The sequence below is a fragment of the Hydrogenophaga sp. UC242_53 genome (assembly GCF_042696965.1).
Classification (GTDB): Bacteria; Pseudomonadota; Gammaproteobacteria; order Burkholderiales; family Burkholderiaceae_C; genus Hydrogenophaga.
On the sequence record NZ_CP170552.1, the window covers coordinates 1,617,242 to 1,639,484 of the forward strand.

The following is a 22,243-nucleotide window of genomic DNA, read 5'->3' on the forward strand; positions in this document are numbered from 1 at the left end:
CGCTCAGAACCGCAACCACCCGCGCCGCGCGAGGTGGTGCAGCACCAGCCCCACGGCCAGGCCGATGGCCACGTTCCACAGGCACAGGCCGGCCGTGGCCAGCACCACCAGGCGGTCGTTTCTGGCCGCGCCCAGCGCGCCCGCGCCCAGGGCCAGCTGCGCGCCGGTGAAGAACAGGATGACGCCCAGCACCGCCGGCGGGAAGAGCTGGAACAGCACGTGCACCGAGTCGCTGAAGAACAGCGCCAGCGCCAGCAGCACGGCGCCCAGAATGACCACGGCCCCGCCGGTGCGCGCGCCGAAGGCCACGTGGCCGGCCATGCCGCCCGCGCCATGGCACATGGGCACGCCGCCCACGGTTGAGCTGAACACGTTCATGAGGCCGGTCGACACCGCCACCTTCTTCTCCGTCACCGGCGCGTGAGGGAACAGGCGGTTGTTCTCCTCCTTGATCGCGATCACCGCATTGCCCAGCGTCAGCGGGATCTGCGGCAAGGCGAGAAACACGACGCCGATGAACAGGTCGTTCCACGAGAGCGAGCCCAGTGCGAAGGTGGGCGTGGTCAGTTGCACGCTCGCATTCGCCAGCGCCGAGCCCAGGGCCGGGTTCTGGTACAGGCCCACCGCCGCGCCCAGGGCCAGCAGCACGAACATGGCGGGAATGGCCCGGGTGCACATCAGCGCCAGGGTGACGGCGCCCGCCACGGCGGCCAGCACCCAGGCCGTCTGCATCATGCGCACGCCTTCGAGCATGAAGCCCAGGCCCAGCCCGAGCACGATGCCCGCCACCACCGTGGGCGGCACCAGGCGCGAGAGGGTGCGCGCCGCGCCCGTGAGCCCGAGCACGAGCCACACCGCGCCCGTCACCAGCGCCGCCGCCACCACGGTGCCGGGTGTGATCACCGCCGTCTGCGCCGCCTGCGCCACCGCCACCGCGCCAATGGCCTTCATGGGCTGCACCGGGAACGGCGTGCGGTAGTACAGACCGCAGACCAGCATGCCAACGCCGAACGCGAACAGCACGCCCGTCGGGTCCATCTTCAGCACGCCGATGTAGGCCGCCAGAAAGGGAATGAGCGTGCCCAGGTCGCCGAACGCACCGGCCCATTCCATGCGGTCGAATCGGTTGGCCGGTCGTGCCAGCGGCGCGGTGGTGTTGGCGGAAGGTTCGGTGCTCATCAGGGGTGCCAGTTTGACACCACCGGTGGCGTGTTCGCCGAGCGGCTGCCCGCGAGCGCATACGACAGTTCGTTGGCCGCGCGGATCACGTGCTTGGCGTATTTCTCCAGCTTGGGCTTCGTGAGCCGCGAGCCCGGCCCCGAGATGCACATGGAACCCAGCAGCCGCCAGTTCAGGCCGAACACCGGCGCCGACACGCTCGACACCTCGGGCTCGCGCTCGCCCAGCGAGAGGTGGTAGCCGCGCTTGCGGATCTCTTCGTAGGGCTCGCCGCGCTGCCCGCTGAACGCCAGGATCACGCGGCCGGGCGAGCCCTTGTCCAGCGGCAGGCGCTCGCCGATGCGCACGTGGTGGCGCACCGCCTGCGCGCCTTCCACACGGGCGATGCAGGCGCGGATGTTGCCCTCGCGCACGTAGAAGGTCGCGCTCTCGCCGGTGAGTTGCACGAGTTCGCGCAACACCGGCTCGACCGCGAAGTTCACGTCGAAGCCGCGCTGGTAGCGCGCGCCCAGCCAGCCCGTGGCCGGCCCCAGGCGCCACTGGCCGTCCTCGGCCTGCACCATGTAGCTGGAGAGCGCGAGCGTGCGCGCCAGCCGCAGCGCCGTGGTCTTGTGCATGCCCGCGCGCCGGCTCATTTCCGCGAGCGACAGCGTGGCCTCGCCGGCCTGGAAAGTCTCCATCAGCGAGAGTGCCCGCGTCACCGCGTTGACACCCCCGGCAGCGGGTTCATCATCGTCTTTGGGAGGATTGCGCACCATGCACCTCGTTTCGTTCCGTGAAACGGCATTGTACTGAACGCAACTCCTCCCTACAGTCCGGTCCCACGGCCAACGTGGTTGGCTGAACAACTGGAGACAAGCACCGTGATCATTTCCCGCCGCATCCTCGCCGGCCTCGCGCTGGCATCCGTTTTCGTCACCACCGCCCATGCCCAGGCCTGGCCCAACAAGCCGGTGCGCCTGGTCGTGCCCTTTCCCGCGGGCGGCGGCACCGACCTGATCGGCCGCGAGGTCACGCAGAAGATCAGCGAGACCACCAAGTGGTCCTTCATCATCGACAACAAGCCCGGCTCGGGCGGCAACATCGGCATCGACAACGTGGCCAAGTCGCCCGCCGACGGCTACAGCCTGGTGCTCGGCCAGACCAGCAACCTCGCCATCAACCTCAGCCTGTACAGCAAGCTGCCCTACGACCCCGTCAAGGACCTCACGCCGATCTCCATGGTGGCCAGCGCGCCGCTGGCGCTCGTGGTCTCGGCCACCTCGCCCTACAAGACGTTTGCCGACCTCGTCGCGGCGGCCAAGGCCAAACCCGGCGCGCTGAACTTCGCCACCTCGGGCAACGGCACCGTGGCCCACCTGGCCATGGAGATGTTCCAGAAAGAAGCCGGCGTGAAGCTCATGCACGTGCCCTACAAAGGCGCGGCCCAGGGCATCAACGACGTGATCAGCGAGCGCGTGGAGGTCTATGTGTCGTCCATCCCCACGCTCATCGGCCACATCAAGAACGGCAAGATGCGCGCCCTGGCCGTCACCTCGCTCAAGCGCGTGGACGACCTGCCGCAGACGCCCACCATCGCCGAGTCCGGCTACAAGGGCTTCGAGGCCGTCACCTGGTTCGGCATCCTCGGCCCGGCCAACCTGCCCAAGGACGTCACGGCCCGCCTCAACACCGAGATCAACAAGGCCCTGCAACTGCCCGCCCTGCAGAAACAGCTGAGCGACCAGGGCGCTGACGTGGCCGGCAGCACCCCCGAAGCCTTCGCCAAGCTCATCGGCGACGACATCGTGCGCTGGGGCAAGGTCGTCAAGGACTCCGGCGCCAAGCTCGACTGATTCACTTCCTTCAGGACCTCACCGTGACCACCACCCCCGACATCCTCCGCGACTTCGAGCGCGTTCCCCCGCACATCGTGCAGCAGGCCGGCGCCTACCAGGCGGCCATCCTGGCCGACGTGGCCGGCCGGCGCGGCGCGCTGCACGGCCGCATCACCGCCCTTCGCCCCAGCATGAAAGTGGTGGGCACCGCATTCACCGTGGAAGTGCGTCCCGGCGACAACCTCATGATCCACGCCGCCATGTCGCTCGCCCAACCCGGCGACGTGCTGGTGGTGGACGGCAAAGGCGACCAGACCGCCGCGCTCATGGGCACCATCATGATGACCGCGTGCCAGAAACTCGGCATTGCCGGCGTGGTGCTCGACGGCGCCGTGCGCGACTCGCTCGAACTCGAGGAAATGGGCTTTCCCGTGTTCAGCGTGGGCACCAACCCCAACGGCCCCACCAAGCTCGTGCCCGGCCGCATCGGCCACCCCATCTCCATCGGTGGCGTCACCGTGCACCCCGGCGACCTCGTGCTCGGCGATGCCGACGGCGTGGTGATCGTCGAGCGCGAGAAGATCGAAGCCCTGCTGCCCCTGGCCGAGAAAAAGGTGAAAGACGAAGCCGCGCGCATCGCCGCCATCCAGCAGGGCGACACGGCCGCCAAATGGCTGGACGCCGCGCTGCGCTCGGCCGGCGTGCTCAAGGAAGGGGAGCGGCTGTGAGCTCCACCAGGCCCGCCATCCTCGTCACCGCCGCCGACCTGGCCCCACAAGCGCTCGCGCTGCTGACCGATTTCGACATCGTCTATGCCGGCAAGACCCCCAGCGAGCAGGACATCGTTTCGCTCTGCCAGCAACACGACCCCGTCGCCATCATCGTGCGCTACGGCAAGGTGGGGGCAGAGGCCATCCACGCCGCGCCCTCGCTGCGCGTGATCTCCAAGCACGGCAGCGGCACCGACACCATCGACAAGGTGGCCGCGACAGCGCGCCACGTGGAAGTGCGCGCCGCCGTGGGCGCCAACGCGGCGGCCGTGGCCGAGCAGGCCATGGCGCTGCTGCTGGCCTGCGCCAAGTCCGTGCCGGCCCTGAACGCCCGCATGCACTCGGGCCACTGGGACAAGGCCACGCACAAGAGCGTGGAACTGGCCGGCCGCACCATCGGCCTCATCGGCCTGGGCGCCATCGGCCAGCGCTTCGCGCGCATGGCCAAGGCGCTGGACATGCGGGTGATCGGCTTCGACCCTTACGCCAGCAAGGTGCCGGCCGACATCGAGGTGGTGGACCTCGACACGCTCTGGCGCGAGTCCGACGCGATCTCGCTGCACTGCCCATTGACCGACGACAACCGGGGCCTGCTCAACCGCGACACCCTGGCGCGCTGCAAGCCCGGCGTGCTCATCGTCAACACCGCGCGCGGCGGCCTGGTGGACGAAGCCGCGCTGCTGGACGCCGTGCGCTCGGGCCACGTGGCCTCGGCCGGGCTGGACAGCTTCGCCATGGAGCCCATGGTGGCCGACCACCCGTTCCGCGACGAAGACCGCATCATCCTCAGCCCGCACATCGGCGGCGTCACGGCTGACGCCTACGTGAAGATGGGCCTGGCGGCCAGCGAAAACCTGCTCGCCGTGCTGCGCGAGGCAGAGGTCTCGGCGGACCGCTGAGCCCGATCGGGTTCAAGCCGGAAGAAACAGCGCCACCGCGCCGGCCACCACCCCCACGATGGAGCCGAGCGTGAACAGCAGCCCGGCATCGCGGGCGTTGTCGGCCTTGCGCTCGTTCCAGGCCAGCCACAGCAGCAGGGCGGCGATGGCGCCGATGGTCAAGGCGTAATCCAATGAAGTCATGAAGATGCGTCCGATAGAGAAATAGGGAAGGGCACGCGCGGCTGCGGCGCGCCCCGCGGCCTCCTGGGCCAGGAGGGCACGGCGAAGCAACGCGGCAGCGGCGTCGTCAGGCGAGGAAGAGGGGGGGTGGCGCACCAACCGGTGCGCCAGGCGTCACGCCAGGGCGGCAGGTGGCGCGCGGGCCAGGTAGCCGTGGGGCGCGGGCTCGGGCAGCCTCGGGCCATGGCGGTCGGGGGCCTCGCCCCCCGGGGGTGTCGAGCGTGGTGAACGTGACGCTAACCACCGGCAGCGCGCCATCGGCCCCCTTCGCCCCCATCTTCTTGGCAAAGGGGCGCAGGGCCGCCATCGCAGACCGCCCCGCCGCCGTCATCACCGCCTGACGCAACGGCGTGCCATCGCCCTGGGCGTAGGTGTGGGGCGCGTGCTCGCTCAGGCGCGCCGCCGGGTTCCCCAGGGAAACACCCAGAAGAACCAGCAAAGACAGCAGCGCGGCAGTGAACGCACGGTTCATCGACATGGCCGCCGGGTTGTAGGTGGCGCTACGGCGGCGAAGAAGAAGACACCGCCGCTGACTTCCTCTCCACCTGCGCCTGCAGCACCGTGGTGGTGTCCGCCAGCGCGCCGAGCTGCCGCTGCATCTCGGCATTCAGCGTGTGCAGCAGCGAGCCCAGCTCCGAGCGCGAAGGTGGCACAGCGTCGTCCACCTCGTGCTCGTACTCCGGCGAGATGAAGCGCTCCAGCGCCTGATAGGCCTTGAAGGTGATCGACAGCTCGGTCACCTGGTTGGCCGCCTGCAGCGCGAGCGACGAGACCCGCGCCTCGGTCGCATCGGCCGATGCGGCAGCGCCAAGAACGCGCACGCCGCGCGGCTTTCTGGTGGGGATGGTGCGTTGTTCTGCCATGAGGGCTTGCCTGAATGGCAGGCGCTTCAGCGGCGGCCGTTGTTCTTGTCGGCCAGCGCCTGCAGCGCCAGCAACGTGTCGAACAGGTCGATATAGCGGCGGCTCGCCTCGTCGTGAAGCGCCTTGCGTCGCTCGTCGTGGACGGCATGGACGATGTCGTCATCGACCTGGCTTTCCAGGGACAGGCCCAGCCGGTTGAGCCGGTGGAAGGCTTGAGCGGTGAGGTCGGAGACTTCGTGGGCGAAGCTCTTGGGGCGCAGGCGAGCGAGCGCGTGTTGGAAAGAGAGACGAAGGTTGATGGCCATGTAGGGGCTCCCCCGGATTCGGTTTGCTACAACCGCCGCCCCTCTTGTGGAGGGGCGGCGGCCCGAACAGGTTGGAAGACCGGCGAAACCGAAAGCGGAAAACCGGCGGACCTTGCGATCACCCCATTCGGGCCGCCATAAAGGGGCACGAACAGGCAAGCCGCAACGCCTCGTGCGTTGGGTTTCACATGGAGCGGTGCGGCTTGCAGCGCTCTCGGTTTCGTTTCAGGCTTCCAAACCTCATCACGCCTTTTTTGGGCGTGACCGGCGAAGTATAGCTAGGGACATGTAAGGCAAATGGCCGAGTTTGGCCTTGCGCCATCGCATGGTTGCAGGGGATGGCCGGTCTGCAGCGATTGCCGTCAGCCGCTCCCACGCCCCGAATGGGCGATCTGCGTCACATGGCGGACATTCCAGTGTGCGCGGTCGGCAAATCGACAGCTGGCGGGCGACGGACCCGATCAACTAAAGGTCGCCGCCTCGGGTTTCGCTTTCTCCCATGCCTTGCGCGCTGCGCTGTACTCAGCCTTGATTCGGTCCATTTGAGCCAACTCGTCAACCACGAAATCAATCGTCAACGGCACTTCGTGGAAGTCTGGCGAATGGGAGTGAGCATCGATGTAGCGAGACAGCATCGCCATGCGCGTGTGAACCTGGGCAGCAATGCCTTCATCGAAATACACCTGACTGAGCGTGAAGGTGATGTTCTCCCGCCAGCGGCGGACGACATTGCCAAACAGCTTTCGCTGGATGAAGTCCTCATAAGCGGTACGCAGGCTGCCACACGCCTTCTCCAAGCTGTCGCGCTGCTTCTCGCCGTCTAGCGTACGGGCCAGGGCGAGATGATTTAGTGCGCGATCGTGTGCAGCACCTTCGTAATGTTCGTGTGGGAAGGCCAGGCTGTCGATGACACCTGGCTCATCTGCCACGCCACGCCACACGGTCCTGCCCGCAAAATCTACACCCTTGTCCACCGCAGCCGTCGCCAGATAGTTCGTAAACAGGATGTCATGCGTAAAGACGATCACCTGCCGCTTGGCGGCTTCGTCCACAAGACGCTGCGCGATCGCCTCTTTGCGAACATGGTCCATTGAGGTCACGGGGTCATCGAACACCACGCCCAAGCAGGAGCCATTGAGTTCCACTTCAGTGAGAAAGTCGGCCAGCGCTGCCACTGTCTGTTCGCCCTCGCTCAGCACCGAAGAAGGGTCGATGCCAGCCACGCTGGCGTTGGCAATCTCGATTTTTCGATCGGTCGTTCCGGCATCGCCCGCGAAGCGGAACTGCACCGGTAGTTTGAGTTGCAGGGCGGCGCAATTGTCCGTGAATCGCGCGATGAAGCCCTGCGCGACCAGTTCCGTGGCGCAGCGCTTTCTGCTTACTCGTCACTTCGCGTTGGGTCGCGGAAAAGCCGCGGATACACGCATTTGCCTTTCCTACCCACTTGAGGTCCGCTACCGCCGCGGCGATAGCATCGTACTGGTCGGCGAGGACCTGGCGATCGAGTAACAACCGCTCTTCGGCCATCAACGACTCCATCAGTACCTTCAGGTCCTTCTGTCGCAAGGCATCGTTGTCGGATTTCAGGCGTTCAACCAACTCCGTGATGCGTATCGAAACCGGGTCATGATCCAACATGCTCAAGCCAGGGTCAAAGGCACCGGCAACTGCGTGCACCAATGCTCCGATGACTTCCCGATAGCCTTCGACATGACTGGAAACCGCTGCGGCCATCGCGGCATCCACCTCGGTCAAGGTCCGGTGCGCAACACTGCCCTCATCAAAAAAGGCGAGACTGAACTTGGACAGCTTCATGCCATACCCTACGAGCGCGGTCTTGGCCTGGCCCAGCTGCGCTTCCACATCGCTAGTTGCGAACTGATAGAAGCGGGTCAATCGTGCCACCCCGTCTTCGTCAAGAACCTGATGGCAAAGCACGCATCGGGCCGCATCTGCTTTCGGTGGAAACGCCTCGTCAGGGTAGGCTTCGGTGTTATAGGCGATGGCCGCAGTTAGCAGGTCACGCCATGCTGCTGTGCCGATAGGCTGCACCGGCTCCTCGCCCAACTGTGCCACTGAGAGCGCCGCTGCCTTTTCCGTCAACGTCTGAATCCGCTTGACGGCATTGATGATTTGTTCCGCAAGTGCAGGCGATAAAGTCAGGTGCAAAGCGGAGAGCGATACCTTCAGTGCGTCCAGGTCGGTGATGCGCTGCTCATTCTGGCGAATGATCTCCTTGGGATCGGTAGTCCTGAGTGTCGCAAGTTGCCGGACAACCGATTCCAAGCGCGCGAGCTCCTCGTTGCCAAAGACGGCCAACGCCTTCAGGCGAATGAGGTTCGTCTGTGCCGTCAGGGCTGCGCAACAGCGTAGCGACTTCGGACGTGCTGCTTGGAACTGCGAACTTGTCCGTTGCATGGGAACGCAGAGCGATGTCATCGCGCAGCCTGCGCTGCAGCTTTCCGAAGACCTCCACCATGCGGGGAAAGACATCGAACAAATAGGGCATGACCTGGAAAGCATTGCGCTCATCCAGGTGGACACGCACGCAGGTCGAGTCGAACACCGCGAAGTTGTCGCGCAGCCGCTGGCAAGGCTCCTTGTAGACGAAAGTCGTGTTGGAACCGTCGTCGAAGGCAAACGTCGCGCTCGGCGTGGGTTGCTTGTGCTTGGCCAACTTCACGTCGCCAAGAATCGCGGTTTGCTTGGAACGGGTAAAGCATGCGGCTTTCAGCACTCGCGCATAGCCGGACTTGCCTGCACCGTTGGGGCCATAGATCACAGTGAGCTTGCGGCCGAAAGTCAGTGTTTCACCCTGCGCCAGAGCGTTGACGCCGGTCAGCGCGGTCATAGCTGTAACTACGCTCGTGGCCGTTGTGGGGCCGCCCTGAATCTGTGGCAAGGCTATGTCCCATGTCGCACGTGGCACCTCCGCCGGGGCCAGTTGCTGGTCCATCAAGTACTCGCGGTAGACGTCATCCAAAGCCTCGTCCGGGAAATCGACGGCGCCGACGAGTTTGACCAGCAGGCACCGTTGCCAGTTGGAGAGCGTCCTGCTCCAAGCGGATAGTGCATCGAAGACATTGAATGCCGCTTGCGACATGAAGACCCCCAGTTTTAAATCATTCCCACTTTTTCAACAAATCTGGATGATGAACCACTGCTTGGGTTGCTACCTGTTTCGAAGCGAGGGTCCAATTCCCCGACCTTGCCTGAACCGTGTTGCGGCATGCCAGTGATTGCAGGACTGCGCAGTGTAGGAAAAGTACCAAGAACCGTGTGAACTAGAGGCGGCGATGGACGACTGCTAGGGCTACGCAACCGTCCTTTATTTGCCAAAGTTGACGGACCGTACTCAGCCTGACTCGTCGTCTAGCTGCCAAGATCTGCTTCGAAGCGACTGGAATGTTTTAGTAATCTTTGCCTGACTTAGATTCAGGTGGCATTGCTGATTTGTGCGCACGAACTCCCATTGGGCGCCGGCAGCAAGTCAGAGACGACACCATGTCTGAACTTGAAATTTGCTCACAGCTCACCTAGAGTATGGGTAACCACCAAGCCGAAGTTATCTGACAATGCTTCAGCATTAAGAGGCTCTAGGAATGGTGGCAAAGCGCAGAGGGGTGTTCGTAACCGAATCGAGGGTTTAAAGCATGTGTTCTAAGTCGGCTCAGGTAAATGTAGCCATGTTTTTGCAAGCCGTATTTGCAGCGAATGCTTGGGCTATCGAGTGCAGCCCGCCTCCTAGCACGACCTTAAGAGACTATCGTGCGGATTTTGAGGTGGCTACGCTGCAAGTACTGAAGCTACGCGGGCCTAGCGCCACCAGCGCAGTCCAGTCTCAATCGAGGAGCTTGCTGGAAAAGTTGCCGAATGCAGACAAGACCCTAGTCGAACTGACATATCTGTACACCCTGTGTACCGCATTGAGAGACGACCGTTTCATGCCGGAGCGCGAAAAAGGGCGACTGATTTCAGACTACGGGCGTGCGCTGAGACCAGCTAGTGCCTTGTCTGATCGTCCACAGGCACCTGCTGTAAAGCCCCAGGCGCCACGCGCAAGTGCCCCCCCTCAGACGCCGTTAGCGAGCAAACCAACCACTTCGGTGTTGGGGAACACTGGAACCGTTGTCATAGGCAACGAGGTCAAGGGAGATCTCAACATTAACAGCACCAGCAAATGAAATATTGGAGCGCACGCTTTTGCGCGGTGATGTTGTCGGCTTTTGCCGCGCACTCACTGGGGGTGGCGCAAGAGAGAGGGCCAGCAGTCACGGGTAACAGCGGACCTGTGGTGACCAATAACAATGTCGGAGGTAACTTACATCTCACCATCAATCACGGGTGGGATATCAATCGTGCGCCCGTTGTGCGTCAGTCCCAAGTGCATCAGCAAACTTGGCAGGAGACGGCTTCTTCCGTCGAGCTACTCAACAAACAGCTGTTGAATGATCGAGAGTTCTCTTCCTTTCTTATGCTGTTGACTGGAGCTACTGGAACGTTGCACGTAGACAATGCTCTAAAGCAGCTAGACGTCGCGGCCGAGAAGGGCAGCTCCATGGCTTCAATGGTTAGTGCGGTGTCCTATTGGAATGGCTGGTGGGGAAGAGCGCAAGACCGAAATCGGGGGCGTCGGTTATTTGAGCAAGCCGCCGAGAGGGGCTCACCAGGCGGTCAAATTTTTGTCGGAGACAATCTTTGGAATGGTGCGAATGGCTTTCCCAAGGATCCGGTTCGAGCAAATCAATATCTTGTGAAGTTGGTCAACAACGAGAACGCTCTGCGTCAGACGCGCGCTGAGCATGCAACCTACTTAGGGAACCGGTACTTGCAAGGGACGGCGGTGCCTAAGGACGAATGTTTAGGAATTCGTTACATGGCTCAGGCCGCAGCGCTAGGTAGCCCTGAATCGATGCGGACACTTGGCTTTGAACGGGAGAGCCAGACGCGGTGCCTACCTGTGGATAAAGCGGAAGCGTTGAACTGGTTCGAAAAGGGCGCACATGCTGGCGACAGCGACAGCGCCAACCAAGCGGGTCGCATGCATCACTTCGGCGCCGCGAAGGACCGTGACTATGCATCGGCCGAACGTTTCTATCTGATGGCGGGGACGCCTTACGCGGACGGGATGCTGTCTTGGCTGTTTGTCAAAGGACTGTCCAATTCGGAAGGCCGCACCGATGTGGGAAAAGCTTTTTACTATGCGCGCAAGGCTGTGGACGGGGGGGATGCAAGCTCCGCACTGATGTTGGGCTTGTACTATGAACTTGGGATAGGTGTCCGGCAGAATGTCCATGAAGCATTTCGCTGGTACGGGAAGGCTTTCGACGCAGGCATCGTTCAAGGAAAAGTTAACCAGGCTACGCTTATCAAACAAGGCTGCGTTGGCTTAGAGCAAATGCCAAATTGGGTTGCGGAGTTGAGCCTGATCGCGGAGTCTGCGGACGCTGAAAGCGGAGCAAAAGCTCGAGCGCTGAATATCCTTGGTGGTGTGTACACGGATGGAAGTCCAGGAGTTCCTGCTGACAAGCGGCGAGCGTTGACGTTCTTTGATCGCAGTTGCAAGTTGGGCCTGAAGCAGGGCTGCGAGAACTATGTTGCGCAGAATCGTGGAGGCAAGATTTCTCCTGAGGCGCAAGCTGCTGCTGATAAGGCGCGCACCGAAGGGAGCAAGCTCACAGGTGAAGCTTGCCAACGAGTGGTAGCAGAGTTTTCTGCTGACCCAGACACGTTTCCTTAACTGGACGCCACCGGTCAACTTAAGGAGTAAGCTTCTTCGGGTAGGGCACCTCCCGGGATACTTAAGAAGAGGGGAATCAGGAGTCTACCTGCCGCTCTCTTGCGAGCAAGGCCGCTCGTGCTTCAATGATGGTTTTGAAGGGCCGCTGAGGAAGTCAGCGACGCTCGCCGCGATCGCGCCGGGCTGGACCGTACTGAGGAGCACCCATTCGAACGGCCGCTGCAGAAGCTTATGCGCGAACCAGAGAGTGAACCGCCTTTCAGGTACCGCTACGGGAAGAAGCCGAGCAACCTCGACGACTGCTATCGGCACAAGCAGTCTTTGGCGGACTGCACTTTAGACGTCCGCTCGCAGTCTGAAACGGCCGTTCATTGGGGCAAGCCTCATGGCGACTCCTTGCCGGTGAACTGCACCAGCCGGCGCGGCACACGTCACACCGTCACGATCTCATCATTCAGCGCTTTTTCCAAAATCTGCCGCATGAGGCCAGGTGGAAGTTCTCAATGAAGCTGCAGGCATACCCGCGCAGCCTGATTCCGCGCGTCCGGCGCGGTCAGGAGGCAAGTGGCAGGCCTCAGCCGAACCGCTGGGCAGATCCGAAATCGCCGATCGGCTGCAAATGGCTGACGAGGCTGCCATCGGCTTGCACGCCATGAAGGTAGAAGCCCGGCGGCTCGAAGATGAAGGCGGGTTCGCTCTGCGGCAGCAACCCCATGGCGATCTGGTGGGCGGTGGATGGTGCGGTCATCGCCAGCGTGCCGCCGAAGCGCCGCAGGATCGTGCGGTGCAGATGACCGCACAGCAAGCGCTCCACCTGTGGGTGCTGCGAGACGATGCGTTCGAGTTCCTCGGCGCCTTCGCGCAGACCCATGCCGTCCATGAAGGCGATGCCGGTGGTGAAGGGCGGGTGGTGCAGGGCGACGAGGGTGGGCATTTCGGGCTGGGCGTCCAGGCGCTTGCTCAGCCAGTTCAACCTCGCGGCGCACAGGGTGCCGAACGGCTTTCCCGGCACGGTCGTGTCGATTGAGAGCAGGCGATGGCTGCCGAGGTCAAGCTCATAGAGCACGAACGCCGCGATCGTGCCGTTGTCTTCGGGGTTGCCTTGCAGGTACGCATGGTCGGGAAACGCTTCGCGCAGTTGGGGCACCGAGTCGTGGTTGCCGGGCATCAGCCAGTAGGGACACGGCAGTGGCTTGAGCAACTCGCGCAGGTGCTGGTATTCGCCGAGCGATCCCTGATCCACCAGGTCGCCGGTGATCAGCACATGGCTCGGGCGTGGTGTGATCTGGTTGACCCGCTCGACGGCCTGGGCGAGGTACTTCGCTGTGTCGATGCGCCCCATCAGGCGCTTGCCCCGCGCCACCACATGGGGGTCGGAGAGTTGCACAAGGTTCAGGCGCGGTGCTTCCGGGTTCATGGCGTGGGGCTCGGGTGGGGTGGCGGTGCTGGCGAAACACGCGCTCATTCTCACGCAAGATGACGCCCGGCTACACCGTCACGATCTCATCATTCAGCGCCTCTTCCACGATCTGCCGCGTGAGGCTCGGCGCGAAGTTCTCGATGAAGCTGTACGCATACCCCCGCAGCCAGGTGCCGCGCCGCACCGCGAGGCGGGTCACGTTGATTTCGAACAGGTGCCGCGCGTCCAGCGCGTGCAGGTGGCGGTCGCGGTCGGGGTCCACCGCGATGCTGGCGACGATGCCCACGCCCATGCCCAGTTCCACATAGGTCTTGATCACGTCCGCGTCCATGGCGGTGATGACCACGTTGGGCCGCACGCCTTCCTTGTCGAACGCGTCGTCGATGTGCGATCGGCCGGTGTAGCCCTGGTCGTAGGTGATGATGGGGTGTTCGGCCAGCTGTTGCAGCGACAGCGGGCCCTCCACGCGCAGCAGCGGGTGGCCGTGCGGCACCACGACGCTGTGCGTCCAGCGGTAGCAGGGCAGCGTGACGAGTTGCGGGTAGTTGGCGAGTGCTTCGGTGGCGATGCCGATGTCGGCTTCGCCCGCGATCAGCATCTCGGCCACCTGTTTGGGTGAGCCCTGGTGCAGGTTGAGCGTGACTTGCGGGAACAGCGCGCGGAAGTCGCGCACGGCGTGCGGCAAGGCGTAGCGCGCCTGCGAGTGGGTGGCAGCGATGGAGAGGCCGCCTTCGAGGCGCGAGACGAATTCCTTGCCGGCCTGCTTGAGGTTGTCGGCTTCCTGCAGCAGGCGTTCCACGATGGGCAGCAGCGTCTGCCCCGGCCCGGTGAGGCCGGTGAGGCGCTTGCCCGCGCGGGCGAAGATGGTCACGCCCAGCTCGTCTTCCAGCTCGCGGATCTGCCGGCTCACGCCGGGTTGCGAGGTGTAGAGCATGGCGGCAACCTCGGTGAGGTTGAAGCCGCTGCGCGCTGTCTCTCGAACCGATCTGAGTTGCTGGAAGTTCATGGCGTTGTCGTCAAAGCAAGGCGTCTGCCCAGATGTTGCGTGCCCAGGACCGGGCGTACTGGCCTTCGAGCGCATTGGCGGTCGGCGTGAGGCCGCCCGCGCCGTTCACGGCCACGAGTGTTTTCTGTTCAGTGTTCCATTTGTGCACGCTGGCCACGTGCACCACGTCGGTGTCGCTCACGAAGCTGTAGCAGGTGTTGGCGATGATGGGTTCGGTGTTCACCGGCCGGCCCTGGATGAGCGCGATCACCGCGTCGGCCGCCACCTTGGCGTGGTTGTTGGCCATGAAGCCGGACTTGGGCATGCCCGGTGCCGAGAGCGTGGCGTCGCCCAGCACGTGGATGCCCGGGGCCACGGTGGATTCGAAGGTCTGGAAGTTGACGCCGCACCACTTGTTGTTGGCGGTGATGAGCCCGGCGGTCTGCGCGATGCGCCCGGCCTGCTGCGGCGGCACCACGTTGAGCACGCCCGCGCGCACGGTTTCGAACTGCAGTTCCACGGTGCGGTTGGCCGCGTCCACGCGCACGATCTCGCTGTTGGGCTTGTATTCGACGATGCCGGGGTAGAGCTCGTTCCAGGCCTTGAGGAAGAGGGCTTTCTTGGAGGTGATGTCGGGGTTGGCGTCGAGCACCAGCACCTTGCTGCGCGGCTTGTGCTGTTTGAAGTAGAAGGCCACTTGCGCGGCGCGTTCGTAGGGGCCGGGCGGGCAGCGGTAGGGTGCCTTGGGAATGTGCAGGGCGTACACGCCGCCGTCGGGCAGGGCTTCGAGCTGTTTGCGCAGGGCCACGGTCTGCGGGCCGGCTTTCCAGGCGTGCAGCACCTGGTTTTGCGCTTCGGCGCTTTGCAGGCCGGGCACCTGGTCGAACTGGAAGTCCACACCGGGTGAGACGATGAGGCGGTCGTACTTCAGTGTGTCGCCGCGCGCCAGGCGCACTTCTTTCCTGGCCGCGTCGATGGCGGTGGCCTCGTCGCGCACCACGCGCACGCCGTGCTTTTTCTGCAGCGCGTCGTAGCCGGTGGTGAGGTTCTCGATCTTTTCCGTGCCGCCGAGCACGAGGTTGCTCAGCGGGCAGGAACAAACGCGGCTTCGCGCTCGACCAGCACCACCTCGATCTCGGGCGCCCATTGGCGGATGTACTTGGCGGCGGTGGCGCCACCGAAACCGCCGCCGATGACGACGACGCGGGCCTTGGGCGCGGACGAGACCGAGGCGCAGCCCGGCAGGGCCAGGGCGGCCACGGTGCCGCCGGCGGCGGCGAGGAAGTGGCGGCGTTGCAGCAGTTGCTTCATGGGAGGTCTCCTTGTTGTTATTTGGGTTGGCGCGCGAAGTGGGCGGCCAGGCGTTCGAGCTCGGCGTCGGTGTAGCCCTTGGCGTGCTGGTGCATCACGGTGGCGGGCAGCGTGCCTTGCTTGTAGGCCAGCAGCTTCTGCAGCAGCACGGTCTTGTCCTGCCCTGCAATGGCGGGAATCGCGCTGTTGCTCTTGCCGTCGGTGCCGTGGCAGGCCGCGCACGAGGCGGCCCAGGCGCGGGCCTGGAGGTCGGGCGCGGTCTGCGCCTGCGCGGCGCCGCCCAGCATCAGGGTGGCGGCGATGCCGAGGAGTCTCTTCTGGTTCATCGTGGTCTCTTGTTGTGATGGGTTCGTTCGTTCGTTCAGACGGCGGCCAGGGCCTGGTCGAGGTCGGCCAGCAGGTCGTCGATGTGTTCGATGCCGATGGACAGGCGCACCGCGTCTTCGGGCACGCCGGACTTCGCCAGTTCCTCGGGCGAGAGCTGGCGGTGCGTGGTGGAGGCGGGGTGGGTGGCGAGCGATTTGGCGTCGCCGATGTTCACCAGGCGGGTGAAGAGTTGCAGCGCATCGAGGAAGCGCGCGCCGGCCGCGCGACCTTCGCCGGCGGCGGCTTTCACGCCGAAGGTGAGCAGGCCCGAGGCGTGGCCGCCCAGGTATTTCAGGGCGAGCGCGTGGTCCGGGTGGTTGGGCAGGCCGGCGTAGTTCACCCAGCCCACCTTGGCGTGCTGCTCCAGGTGCTTGGCGACGCGCAGCGTGTTGCTGTTGATGCGGTCCAGCCGCAGAGAGAGGGTTTCGATGCCTTGCAGGATCAGGAAGGCGTTGAAGGGCGAGATGGCCGCGCCGGTGTTGCGCAGCGGCACGACGCGCGCCCGCCCGATGTAGGCCGCCGGGCCCAGGGCCTCGGTGTAGACCACGCCGTGGTAGCTCGGGTCGGGTTCGTTCAGGCGCTTGAAGCGGGCCTTGTGCTCCGCCCAGGGGAACTTGCCGGAATCGATGATGGCGCCGCCGATGCTGGTGCCGTGGCCGCCGAGGTATTTGGTGAGCGACTGCACCACGATGTCGGCGCCGTGTTCGATCGGGCGCAACAGGTAGGGCGAGGCGACGGTGTTGTCCACGATCAGCGGCACGCCGTGCTTGTGCGCGATGGCGGCGACGGCCGCGATGTCGGTGATGTTGCCCTGTGGGTTGCCGATGGACTCGACGAAGATGGCTTTGGTGCGCGCGTCGATCAGCGGCTCGAAGCTGGCCGGGTCGCGGTGGTCGGCGAAGCGCGTGGTGATGCCGAACTGCGGCAGCGTGTGCGCGAAGAGGTTGTAGGTGCCGCCGTAGAGCGCGGTGCTGGAGACGATGTTGTCGCCCGACTCGGCGATGGTCTGGATGGCGTAGGTCACGGCAGCCTGGCCCGACGCCAGCGCCAGCGCGGCGATGCCGCCTTCGAGCGAGGCGATGCGCTGTTCCAGCACGTCCTGCGTCGGGTTCATGATGCGCGTGTAGATGTTGCCCGGCACCTTCAGGTCGAACAGGTCGGCGCCGTGCTGCGCGTTGTCGAAGGCGTAGGCGGCGGTCTGGTAGATCGGCACGGCCACGGCCTTGGTGGTCGGGTCGGGCTTGTAGCCGGCGTGCACCGAGCGGGTTTCGAATTTCCAGTGGGCGGACATGAGGGTCTTCTCCTTGTTGTGGTTGATCAGGCCGTGGCGAGCTCGCGCGAGGCTTGCACGGTGGCCGGGTGCGCGGGGCGAGGCAGGCCCAGGTGGTCGCGCAGGGTGCGGCCGGTGTATTCGGTGCGGAACAGGCCGCGCCGCTGCAGCTCGGGCACGACGAGCTGCGCGAAATCCTTCAGGCCGTGCGGCAGCGTGGGCGCGAGCACGTTGAAGCCGTCGGCCGCGCCGGTGGTGAACCAGTGTTCGAGCTGGTCGGCGATGGATTCGGGCGTGCCCACCACCGTCCAGTGGCCGCGCGCGCCGGCCACGCGCTCGTAGAGCTGGCGGATGCTCAGGCCTTCGCGGCGCGCGAGGCCGGCGAACAGTTCCTGGCGGCTTTGCCAGCCTTCGGTCACCGGCAGGCCTTGCGGGAAGGGGCCGTCCACCGGGTACTTCGAGAGGTCCACGTTGCCGAGGAAGGTGGAGAGCAGGCCGACGCCGAGCACCGGGTCGATGAGGGATTGCAGTTCCTCGAACTTCTCGCGCGCTTCGGCCTCGCTGCGGCCCACGAAGGGCGAGATGCCGGGCAGGATCTTCAGCGCGTCGGTGGAGCGGCCATACCCGGCCAGCTGGCCCTTGAGGCTGTTGTAGAACTTGCGCGCCTCGTCGGCCGTCTGCTGCGCGGTGAACACCACCTCGGCGCTGGCGGCGGCGAGGTCCTGCCCGTCGCCGGACGAACCGGCCTGCACCAGCACCGGGTGGCCTTGCGGCGAGCGCCGGGTCTGCAGGCCGCCGTGCACCTTGTAGTGCGCGCCGTCGTGCGCCACGCGGTGCAGCTTGGTGGGGTCGAAGAAGCGGTTGCGGGCCTTGTCTTCGATGAAGGCGTCGTCTTCCCAGGTGTTCCACAGGCCTTTGACGACCTGCACGTACTCGCGCGCGCGCTCGTAGCGCTGGGCGTGGGCGATCTGCTGGTCCAGCCCGAAGCTGCGGGCCTCGAAGTCGCTGCCGGAGGTGACGAGGTTCCAGCCCGCCCGGCCGCCGCTCAGCTGGTCGAGCGAGGCGTATTTGCGGGCCAGGTGGTAGGGGGGCAGGTAGGTGCTGGAGACCGTGGCCACCAGGCCGATGTGCGTGGTGTGCTGCGACAGCGCGGCCAGGGTGAGCAGCGGGTCCAGCGGGTACCAGAGCGCGTTCTTCGCCACCACCTCGTCGGGCGGGCCGGGCAGGCCCACGTTGTCGGCGAAGAAGATGGCGTCGAACTTCGCCGCCTCGGCCAGCTGCGTCCATTCGGTGAGCGCGGCGATCTGCCCGCCGGCCGAGGGCACCACGTCCGGGTGCCGCCAGGCGGCCAGGTGGTGGCCGGCGCCGAAGAAGAAGGCACCGAGGTGCATCTGGCGAGGGGTGGTCATGTCAGAACCCGGCGAGCACGGAGCCCTTGAACTCGGTCTGGATGAAAGCCTTGACCTCGGCCGACTGGTAGGCCTTCACGAGTTTGGCGACCCAGGGCTTGTCCTTGTCGGCTTCGCGCACGGCGATCAGGTTCACGTACGGGCTCTTGGCGTTTTCCTGGGCGATGGCGTCCTTGCCCGGGTTCAGGCCGGCGGAGAGCGCGTAGTTGGTGTTGATGGCCGAGGCGTCGAGGTCATCGAGCGAGCGCGGCAGTTGCGCGGCGTCGAGCTCCACGAACTTGAGCTTCTTGGGGTTGCTCACCACGTCCAGCGGCGTGGCCTTCAGGCCGGCTTCGGGCTTGAGCTTGATGAGGCCCTGGTCCTGCAGCACCAGCAGCACGCGCCCGCCGTTGGTGGGGTCGTTCGGAATGCCGACCTTGCCGCCTTCGGGCAGGTCTTTCAGGCTCTTGACCTTCTTGCTGTAGATGCCGATGGGGAAGTTCACCGTGTAGCCGACGGCGGTGAATTTGTAGCCGCGGTCCTTGATCTGGTTGTCCAGGTAGGGCTTGTGCTGGTAGCTGTTGGCGTCGAGGTCGCCGGCGGCGAGCGCGGCGTTGGGCTGCACGTAGTCGCTGAACTCGACGATCTGGATCTTCAGGCCGTCCTTCTCGGCGATCTTCTTAACCTGCTCGAAGATCTGCGCGTGCGGCCCGGCGGTGACGCCGATCTTGAGCGGCTTGTCCTGCGCGAGCGCGGGCGCGGCGAAGGCGGCGGCCAGCGTGAGGGCCAGGGTGGATTGCAGCAGTTGCCGTTTGTTGAACTTGTTGGTCATGATGAAAAGTCCTTGTGGGAAGTTGAAGTGGTGAGGGGTAGGGGAGGAAACGAAAGGGGGATCACTTGTGGCTGAGGCGGCGCACCAGCCAGTCGCCCAGGCTTTGCACGGCCTGCACGAAGACGATGAGCAGCAGCACCACGGCCAGCATCACCTCGGGCAGGAAGCGCTGGTAGCCGTAGCGGATGCCGAGGTCGCCCAGGCCGCCGCCGCCGATGGCGCCGGCCATGGCCGAGTAGCCGGTGAGGCTGACGAGGGTGATGGTGAAACCGGCCACGATGCCGGGGAAGGCCTCGGGCAGCAGCACCTTGAAGACGATCTGCGAGGTGGTGGCGCCCATGGCCTGCGCGGCCTCGACCAGCCCGCTGTCCACCTCGCGCAGCGAGGTTTCCACCAGGCGCGCGATGAAGGGCGCGGCGGCGATCGTCAGCGGCACCACGGCGGCGGCCGTGCCGATGGACGAGCCGGTGATGAGGCGCGTGAACGGGATGATCGCGACCAGCAGGATGATGAACGGCGTGGAGCGCACCGCGTTGACGATGCCGCCCACGGTGCGGTTGAAGGCCGCGTTCTGCAGCACGCCGCCGTGGTCGGTGAGGCGCAGCAGCACCCCCAGCGGCACGCCGATGAGCGCGCCCACGAAGCCCGAGATGCCGACCATCACCAGCGTCTCCCAGAAGGAGAGCACGAAGAGGTCGAGCAGGGCCGGCGGGAACCAGGTTTGCAGCTGTTCAAGCATAGGCCACCTCCTGCACCTGCACGCCCACGCCACGCAGGTGGCCGATGGCGGCGGTGAGCTGTTCGCGCGCTCCGCTGGCGAGCACGGCGAGGGTGCCGAAAGGGTGGCCCTGCACCTCGTCGATCTGGCCGTGCACGATGTTCAGGTCGAGGCCGAAGCGGCGCACCAGGTCGGAGAGCAGGGGCTGGTCGGACTCGACGCCGGCGAACACCAGGCGCAGCAGGCTGGCCGGCGGCTGGCCCGGCGCGCCGAGCAGCGCGCGCACGCGCTCCAGCACGTTGGCCGGCAGTTCGCGCGGCACCACATCGTCGAGCAGGCTGCGCGTGACCTCGTGCGCCGGGTGGCTGAACACCTGCAGGGCCTCGCCCTGTTCGACGATCTGGCCGGCCTCCATCACCGCGAGGCGGTCGGCGACCTGTTTGATGACCTGCATCTGGTGCGTGATGAGCACGATGGTCAGGCCCAGCTCGCGGTTGATCTGCTGCAGCAGCGCGAGGATGGAGCGGGTGGTTTCGGGGTCGAGCGCGGAGGTGGCTTCGTCCGACAGCAGCACCTTGGGTTGGCTGGCCAGGGCGCGGGCAATGCCCACGCGCTGTTTCTGCCCGCCGCTGATCTGGGCCGGGTAGCGGTCGGCCAGCGCGCCCAGGCCCACGAGTTCGAGCAGCGGGTTCACGCGCGCGCGGATCTGGTGGCGCGAGAGGCCGGCGAGTTCGAGCGGCAACGCCACGTTGTCGAACACCGTGCGCGAGGTCAGCAGGTTGAAGTGCTGGAAGATCATGCCGATGTCGCGCCGGGCTTCGCGCAGGCCGGCGGCGTTCAGCGTGGTGAGGGAGCGGCCGGCGACCGTCACCGTGCCCTGGCTGGGCCGGTTGAGCAGGTTGATGGTGCGCACCAGCGAGCTCTTGCCCGCGCCGCTGCGCCCGATCACGCCGAAGACCTCACCGCCGCGGATCTGCAGGTCCACGCCGCGCAGGGCGTGCACCGGCCCTTTCGGGCCGCGGTAGGTCTGGTGGATGTTGTCGAGAAGGATCACGTCGGCGCCGGCCTTCAGAGCTTGGCGATCGACACTTCGGTCGACTTCACGAGCGCGACCACCTCGGAGCCGATCTGCAGGTCCAGGTCGTTCACCGAGCGGGTGGTGATGACGGAGGTGACGATGCCCCAGGGCGTTTCGACATCGACTTCGGAGACGACATCGCCCTTGATGATTTCCTTGACTTTGCCCTTGAACTGGTTGCGCACGTTGATGGCTTGGATGGACATGGTGTTTTCCTTGGTTTGAAGTGGAGGAGATGACTTAGATGGCCCAATGCCAGGCGGGGAACGCCGCGGAACCGGCTTCGCCGGGCCGCTGGCGTTGCCCCCCTTGGGGGGTGGCGCCGTAGGCGACGCGGGGGGGAGTTGTGTTCAACACGCGGTCGAGGATGCGTTTCTCGATCGCGGCGAAGGTGGCATCGCCGCGCGAACGCGGGCGGGCCAGCGGCACGCGCTCGTCGAGCGCGATGGCGCCGTCCTCGATCAGGATCACGCGGTCGGCCAGGGCCACGGCCTCCTGCACGTCGTGCGTGACGAGCAGGGCGGTGAAGCCGTGGCGTTTCCACAGGCCTTCGATGAGTTCGTGCATCTCGATGCGGGTGAGCGCGTCGAGCGCGCCCAGCGGCTCGTCGAGCAGCAGCAGCTGGGGCCGGTGCACCAGCGCGCGGGCCAGCGAGACGCGCTGGCGCTGGCCGCCCGAGAGCTTGGCCGGCCAGTCGTTCAGACGGTCGCCCAGGCCCACCTGGCCGAGCACGGCCTCGGCGTCGGCCCGGCGGTCCTTGGGCAGGCCCAGGGCCACGTTGTCGACCACGCGCTTCCAGGGCAGCAGGCGCGCGTCCTGGAACATGATGCGGGTGTCGTCGTGCAGGCCGTCCACGTTCTTGCCGTCGAGCAGCAGCTCGCCGCCGCTGGCCGGCTCCAGGCCGGCGATGAGGCGCAGCAGCGTGCTCTTGCCGCAGCCGCTGCGGCCCACGATGGCGACGAACTCGCCGGGTTCGATGGTGAGCTGGTTGTCGCGCAGCACCTCGCGCGCGCCGTAGCGCTTGCTCAGGTGGCGCAGCTGCACGCGCACGCCGTGGGTGTCGGTCTTCTCGCTCATGCG

The 22,243-nt window shown here is 65.4% G+C and carries 22 protein-coding genes and 1 pseudogene; 4 read left to right on the forward strand and 19 right to left on the reverse strand.

Annotated elements, in window-relative coordinates; all coding sequences use genetic code 11:
• Positions 1-3 precede the first annotated feature (3 nt).
• Together ACFJI0_RS08345 and ACFJI0_RS08350 are read right to left on the reverse strand one after the other, a co-directional pair.
• Positions 4-1,179, reverse strand: a complete 1,176-nt coding sequence (locus ACFJI0_RS08345; protein ID WP_382324238.1) for a putative sulfate/molybdate transporter — start codon at positions 1,177-1,179, stop codon at positions 4-6.
• Positions 1,179-1,937 carry an IclR family transcriptional regulator gene (locus ACFJI0_RS08350; protein ID WP_382324240.1) on the reverse strand — a complete coding sequence of 253 codons (759 nt, stop codon included), beginning with the start codon at positions 1,935-1,937 and terminating at the stop codon, positions 1,179-1,181. The genes ACFJI0_RS08345 and ACFJI0_RS08350 overlap by 1 nt, the downstream gene beginning before the upstream one ends.
• A gap of 105 nt (positions 1,938-2,042) precedes the next feature.
• Between ACFJI0_RS08350 and ACFJI0_RS08355 the strand changes: the two genes are divergently transcribed.
• Genes ACFJI0_RS08355 through ACFJI0_RS08365 form a run of 3 tightly spaced genes read left to right on the forward strand, consistent with a single transcriptional unit; the run spans position 2,043 to position 4,665 of the window.
• Positions 2,043-3,014 carry a Bug family tripartite tricarboxylate transporter substrate binding protein gene (locus tag ACFJI0_RS08355; RefSeq protein ID WP_382324242.1) on the forward strand — a complete coding sequence of 324 codons (972 nt, stop codon included), beginning with the start codon at positions 2,043-2,045 and terminating at the stop codon, positions 3,012-3,014.
• Between the two features lie 23 nt (positions 3,015-3,037).
• Entirely contained in the window at positions 3,038-3,724 is a 687-nt protein-coding gene (locus ACFJI0_RS08360) for an RraA family protein (RefSeq protein ID WP_382158670.1), read from the forward strand.
• Positions 3,721-4,665: a hydroxyacid dehydrogenase gene (locus ACFJI0_RS08365; RefSeq protein WP_382324244.1), complete on the forward strand. Its 945-nt coding sequence runs from the start codon at positions 3,721-3,723 to the stop codon at positions 4,663-4,665. Before ACFJI0_RS08360 ends, ACFJI0_RS08365 begins: the two co-directional genes overlap by 4 nt.
• Positions 4,666-4,677: 12 nt before the next feature.
• Here the strand turns inward: ACFJI0_RS08365 and ACFJI0_RS08370 are convergent, their stop codons facing one another.
• The 6 genes from ACFJI0_RS08370 to ACFJI0_RS08395 all read right to left on the reverse strand — a co-directional run bounded on the left by ACFJI0_RS08370 (position 4,678) and on the right by ACFJI0_RS08395 (position 9,158).
• Positions 4,678-4,848, reverse strand: coding sequence for a hypothetical protein (locus ACFJI0_RS08370; protein ID WP_382324246.1), 171 nt, complete (start codon positions 4,846-4,848; stop codon positions 4,678-4,680).
• 539 nt (positions 4,849-5,387) lie between these two features.
• Entirely contained in the window at positions 5,388-5,750 is a 363-nt protein-coding gene (locus ACFJI0_RS08375; protein WP_382324248.1) for a hypothetical protein, read from the reverse strand.
• Positions 5,751-5,776: 26 nt separating this feature from the next.
• On the reverse strand, positions 5,777-6,055 hold the full coding sequence (locus tag ACFJI0_RS08380) for a hypothetical protein (protein WP_382324250.1): 279 nt from the start codon (positions 6,053-6,055) through the stop codon (positions 5,777-5,779).
• A gap of 461 nt (positions 6,056-6,516) precedes the next feature.
• Entirely contained in the window at positions 6,517-7,278 is a 762-nt protein-coding gene (locus ACFJI0_RS08385) for an AAA family ATPase (protein ID WP_382324252.1), read from the reverse strand.
• Positions 7,202-8,341 (reverse strand): hypothetical protein, encoded by a 1,140-nt coding sequence (locus ACFJI0_RS08390; RefSeq protein ID WP_382324254.1) that lies wholly within the window; start codon positions 8,339-8,341, stop codon positions 7,202-7,204. The genes ACFJI0_RS08385 and ACFJI0_RS08390 overlap by 77 nt, the downstream gene beginning before the upstream one ends.
• Positions 8,271-9,158: an AAA family ATPase gene (locus ACFJI0_RS08395; RefSeq protein WP_382324256.1), complete on the reverse strand. Its 888-nt coding sequence runs from the start codon at positions 9,156-9,158 to the stop codon at positions 8,271-8,273. Before ACFJI0_RS08395 ends, ACFJI0_RS08390 begins: the two co-directional genes overlap by 71 nt.
• A gap of 1,077 nt (positions 9,159-10,235) precedes the next feature.
• Here ACFJI0_RS08395 and ACFJI0_RS08400 point away from each other — a divergent pair.
• Complete coding sequence (locus tag ACFJI0_RS08400; RefSeq protein WP_382324258.1) at positions 10,236-11,795, forward strand: tetratricopeptide repeat protein; 1,560 nt, start codon at positions 10,236-10,238, stop codon at positions 11,793-11,795.
• Positions 11,796-12,369: 574 nt separating this feature from the next.
• Here ACFJI0_RS08400 and ACFJI0_RS08405 read toward each other — a convergent pair.
• The 11 genes and pseudogenes from ACFJI0_RS08405 to ACFJI0_RS08455 form a co-directional block, all read right to left on the reverse strand.
• Positions 12,370-13,212, reverse strand: coding sequence for a phosphodiesterase (locus ACFJI0_RS08405; RefSeq protein ID WP_382324260.1), 843 nt, complete (start codon positions 13,210-13,212; stop codon positions 12,370-12,372).
• A gap of 70 nt (positions 13,213-13,282) precedes the next feature.
• Complete coding sequence (locus ACFJI0_RS08410) at positions 13,283-14,221, reverse strand: CysB family HTH-type transcriptional regulator (protein WP_382158650.1); 939 nt, start codon at positions 14,219-14,221, stop codon at positions 13,283-13,285.
• Positions 14,222-14,231: 10 nt separating this feature from the next.
• Positions 14,232-15,499: pseudogene (locus tag ACFJI0_RS08415) on the reverse strand (FCSD flavin-binding domain-containing protein).
• Positions 15,500-15,528: 29 nt separating this feature from the next.
• Positions 15,529-15,837, reverse strand: coding sequence for a c-type cytochrome (locus tag ACFJI0_RS08420; RefSeq protein ID WP_382324262.1), 309 nt, complete (start codon positions 15,835-15,837; stop codon positions 15,529-15,531).
• Positions 15,838-15,872: 35 nt separating this feature from the next.
• Complete coding sequence (locus tag ACFJI0_RS08425) at positions 15,873-17,168, reverse strand: O-acetylhomoserine aminocarboxypropyltransferase/cysteine synthase family protein (protein ID WP_382324264.1); 1,296 nt, start codon at positions 17,166-17,168, stop codon at positions 15,873-15,875.
• Between the two features lie 26 nt (positions 17,169-17,194).
• Positions 17,195-18,556, reverse strand: a complete 1,362-nt coding sequence (locus ACFJI0_RS08430; RefSeq protein WP_382324266.1) for an LLM class flavin-dependent oxidoreductase — start codon at positions 18,554-18,556, stop codon at positions 17,195-17,197.
• A 1-nt stretch (position 18,557) separates the two neighbouring features.
• The gene (locus ACFJI0_RS08435) at positions 18,558-19,367 is read right to left on the reverse strand and encodes a MetQ/NlpA family ABC transporter substrate-binding protein (protein ID WP_382324268.1); all 810 of its coding nucleotides are present in this window, start codon (positions 19,365-19,367) and stop codon (positions 18,558-18,560) included.
• Between the two features lie 61 nt (positions 19,368-19,428).
• Positions 19,429-20,106, reverse strand: coding sequence for a methionine ABC transporter permease (locus tag ACFJI0_RS08440; RefSeq protein ID WP_382324270.1), 678 nt, complete (start codon positions 20,104-20,106; stop codon positions 19,429-19,431).
• Entirely contained in the window at positions 20,099-21,139 is a 1,041-nt protein-coding gene (locus ACFJI0_RS08445; protein WP_382324272.1) for a methionine ABC transporter ATP-binding protein, read from the reverse strand. Before ACFJI0_RS08445 ends, ACFJI0_RS08440 begins: the two co-directional genes overlap by 8 nt.
• Positions 21,140-21,153: 14 nt before the next feature.
• Positions 21,154-21,369, reverse strand: a complete 216-nt coding sequence (locus ACFJI0_RS08450; protein ID WP_382158642.1) for a molybdopterin-binding protein — start codon at positions 21,367-21,369, stop codon at positions 21,154-21,156.
• 34 nt (positions 21,370-21,403) lie between these two features.
• Complete coding sequence (locus tag ACFJI0_RS08455) at positions 21,404-22,240, reverse strand: ATP-binding cassette domain-containing protein (RefSeq protein WP_382324274.1); 837 nt, start codon at positions 22,238-22,240, stop codon at positions 21,404-21,406.
• Positions 22,241-22,243 lie beyond the last annotated feature (3 nt).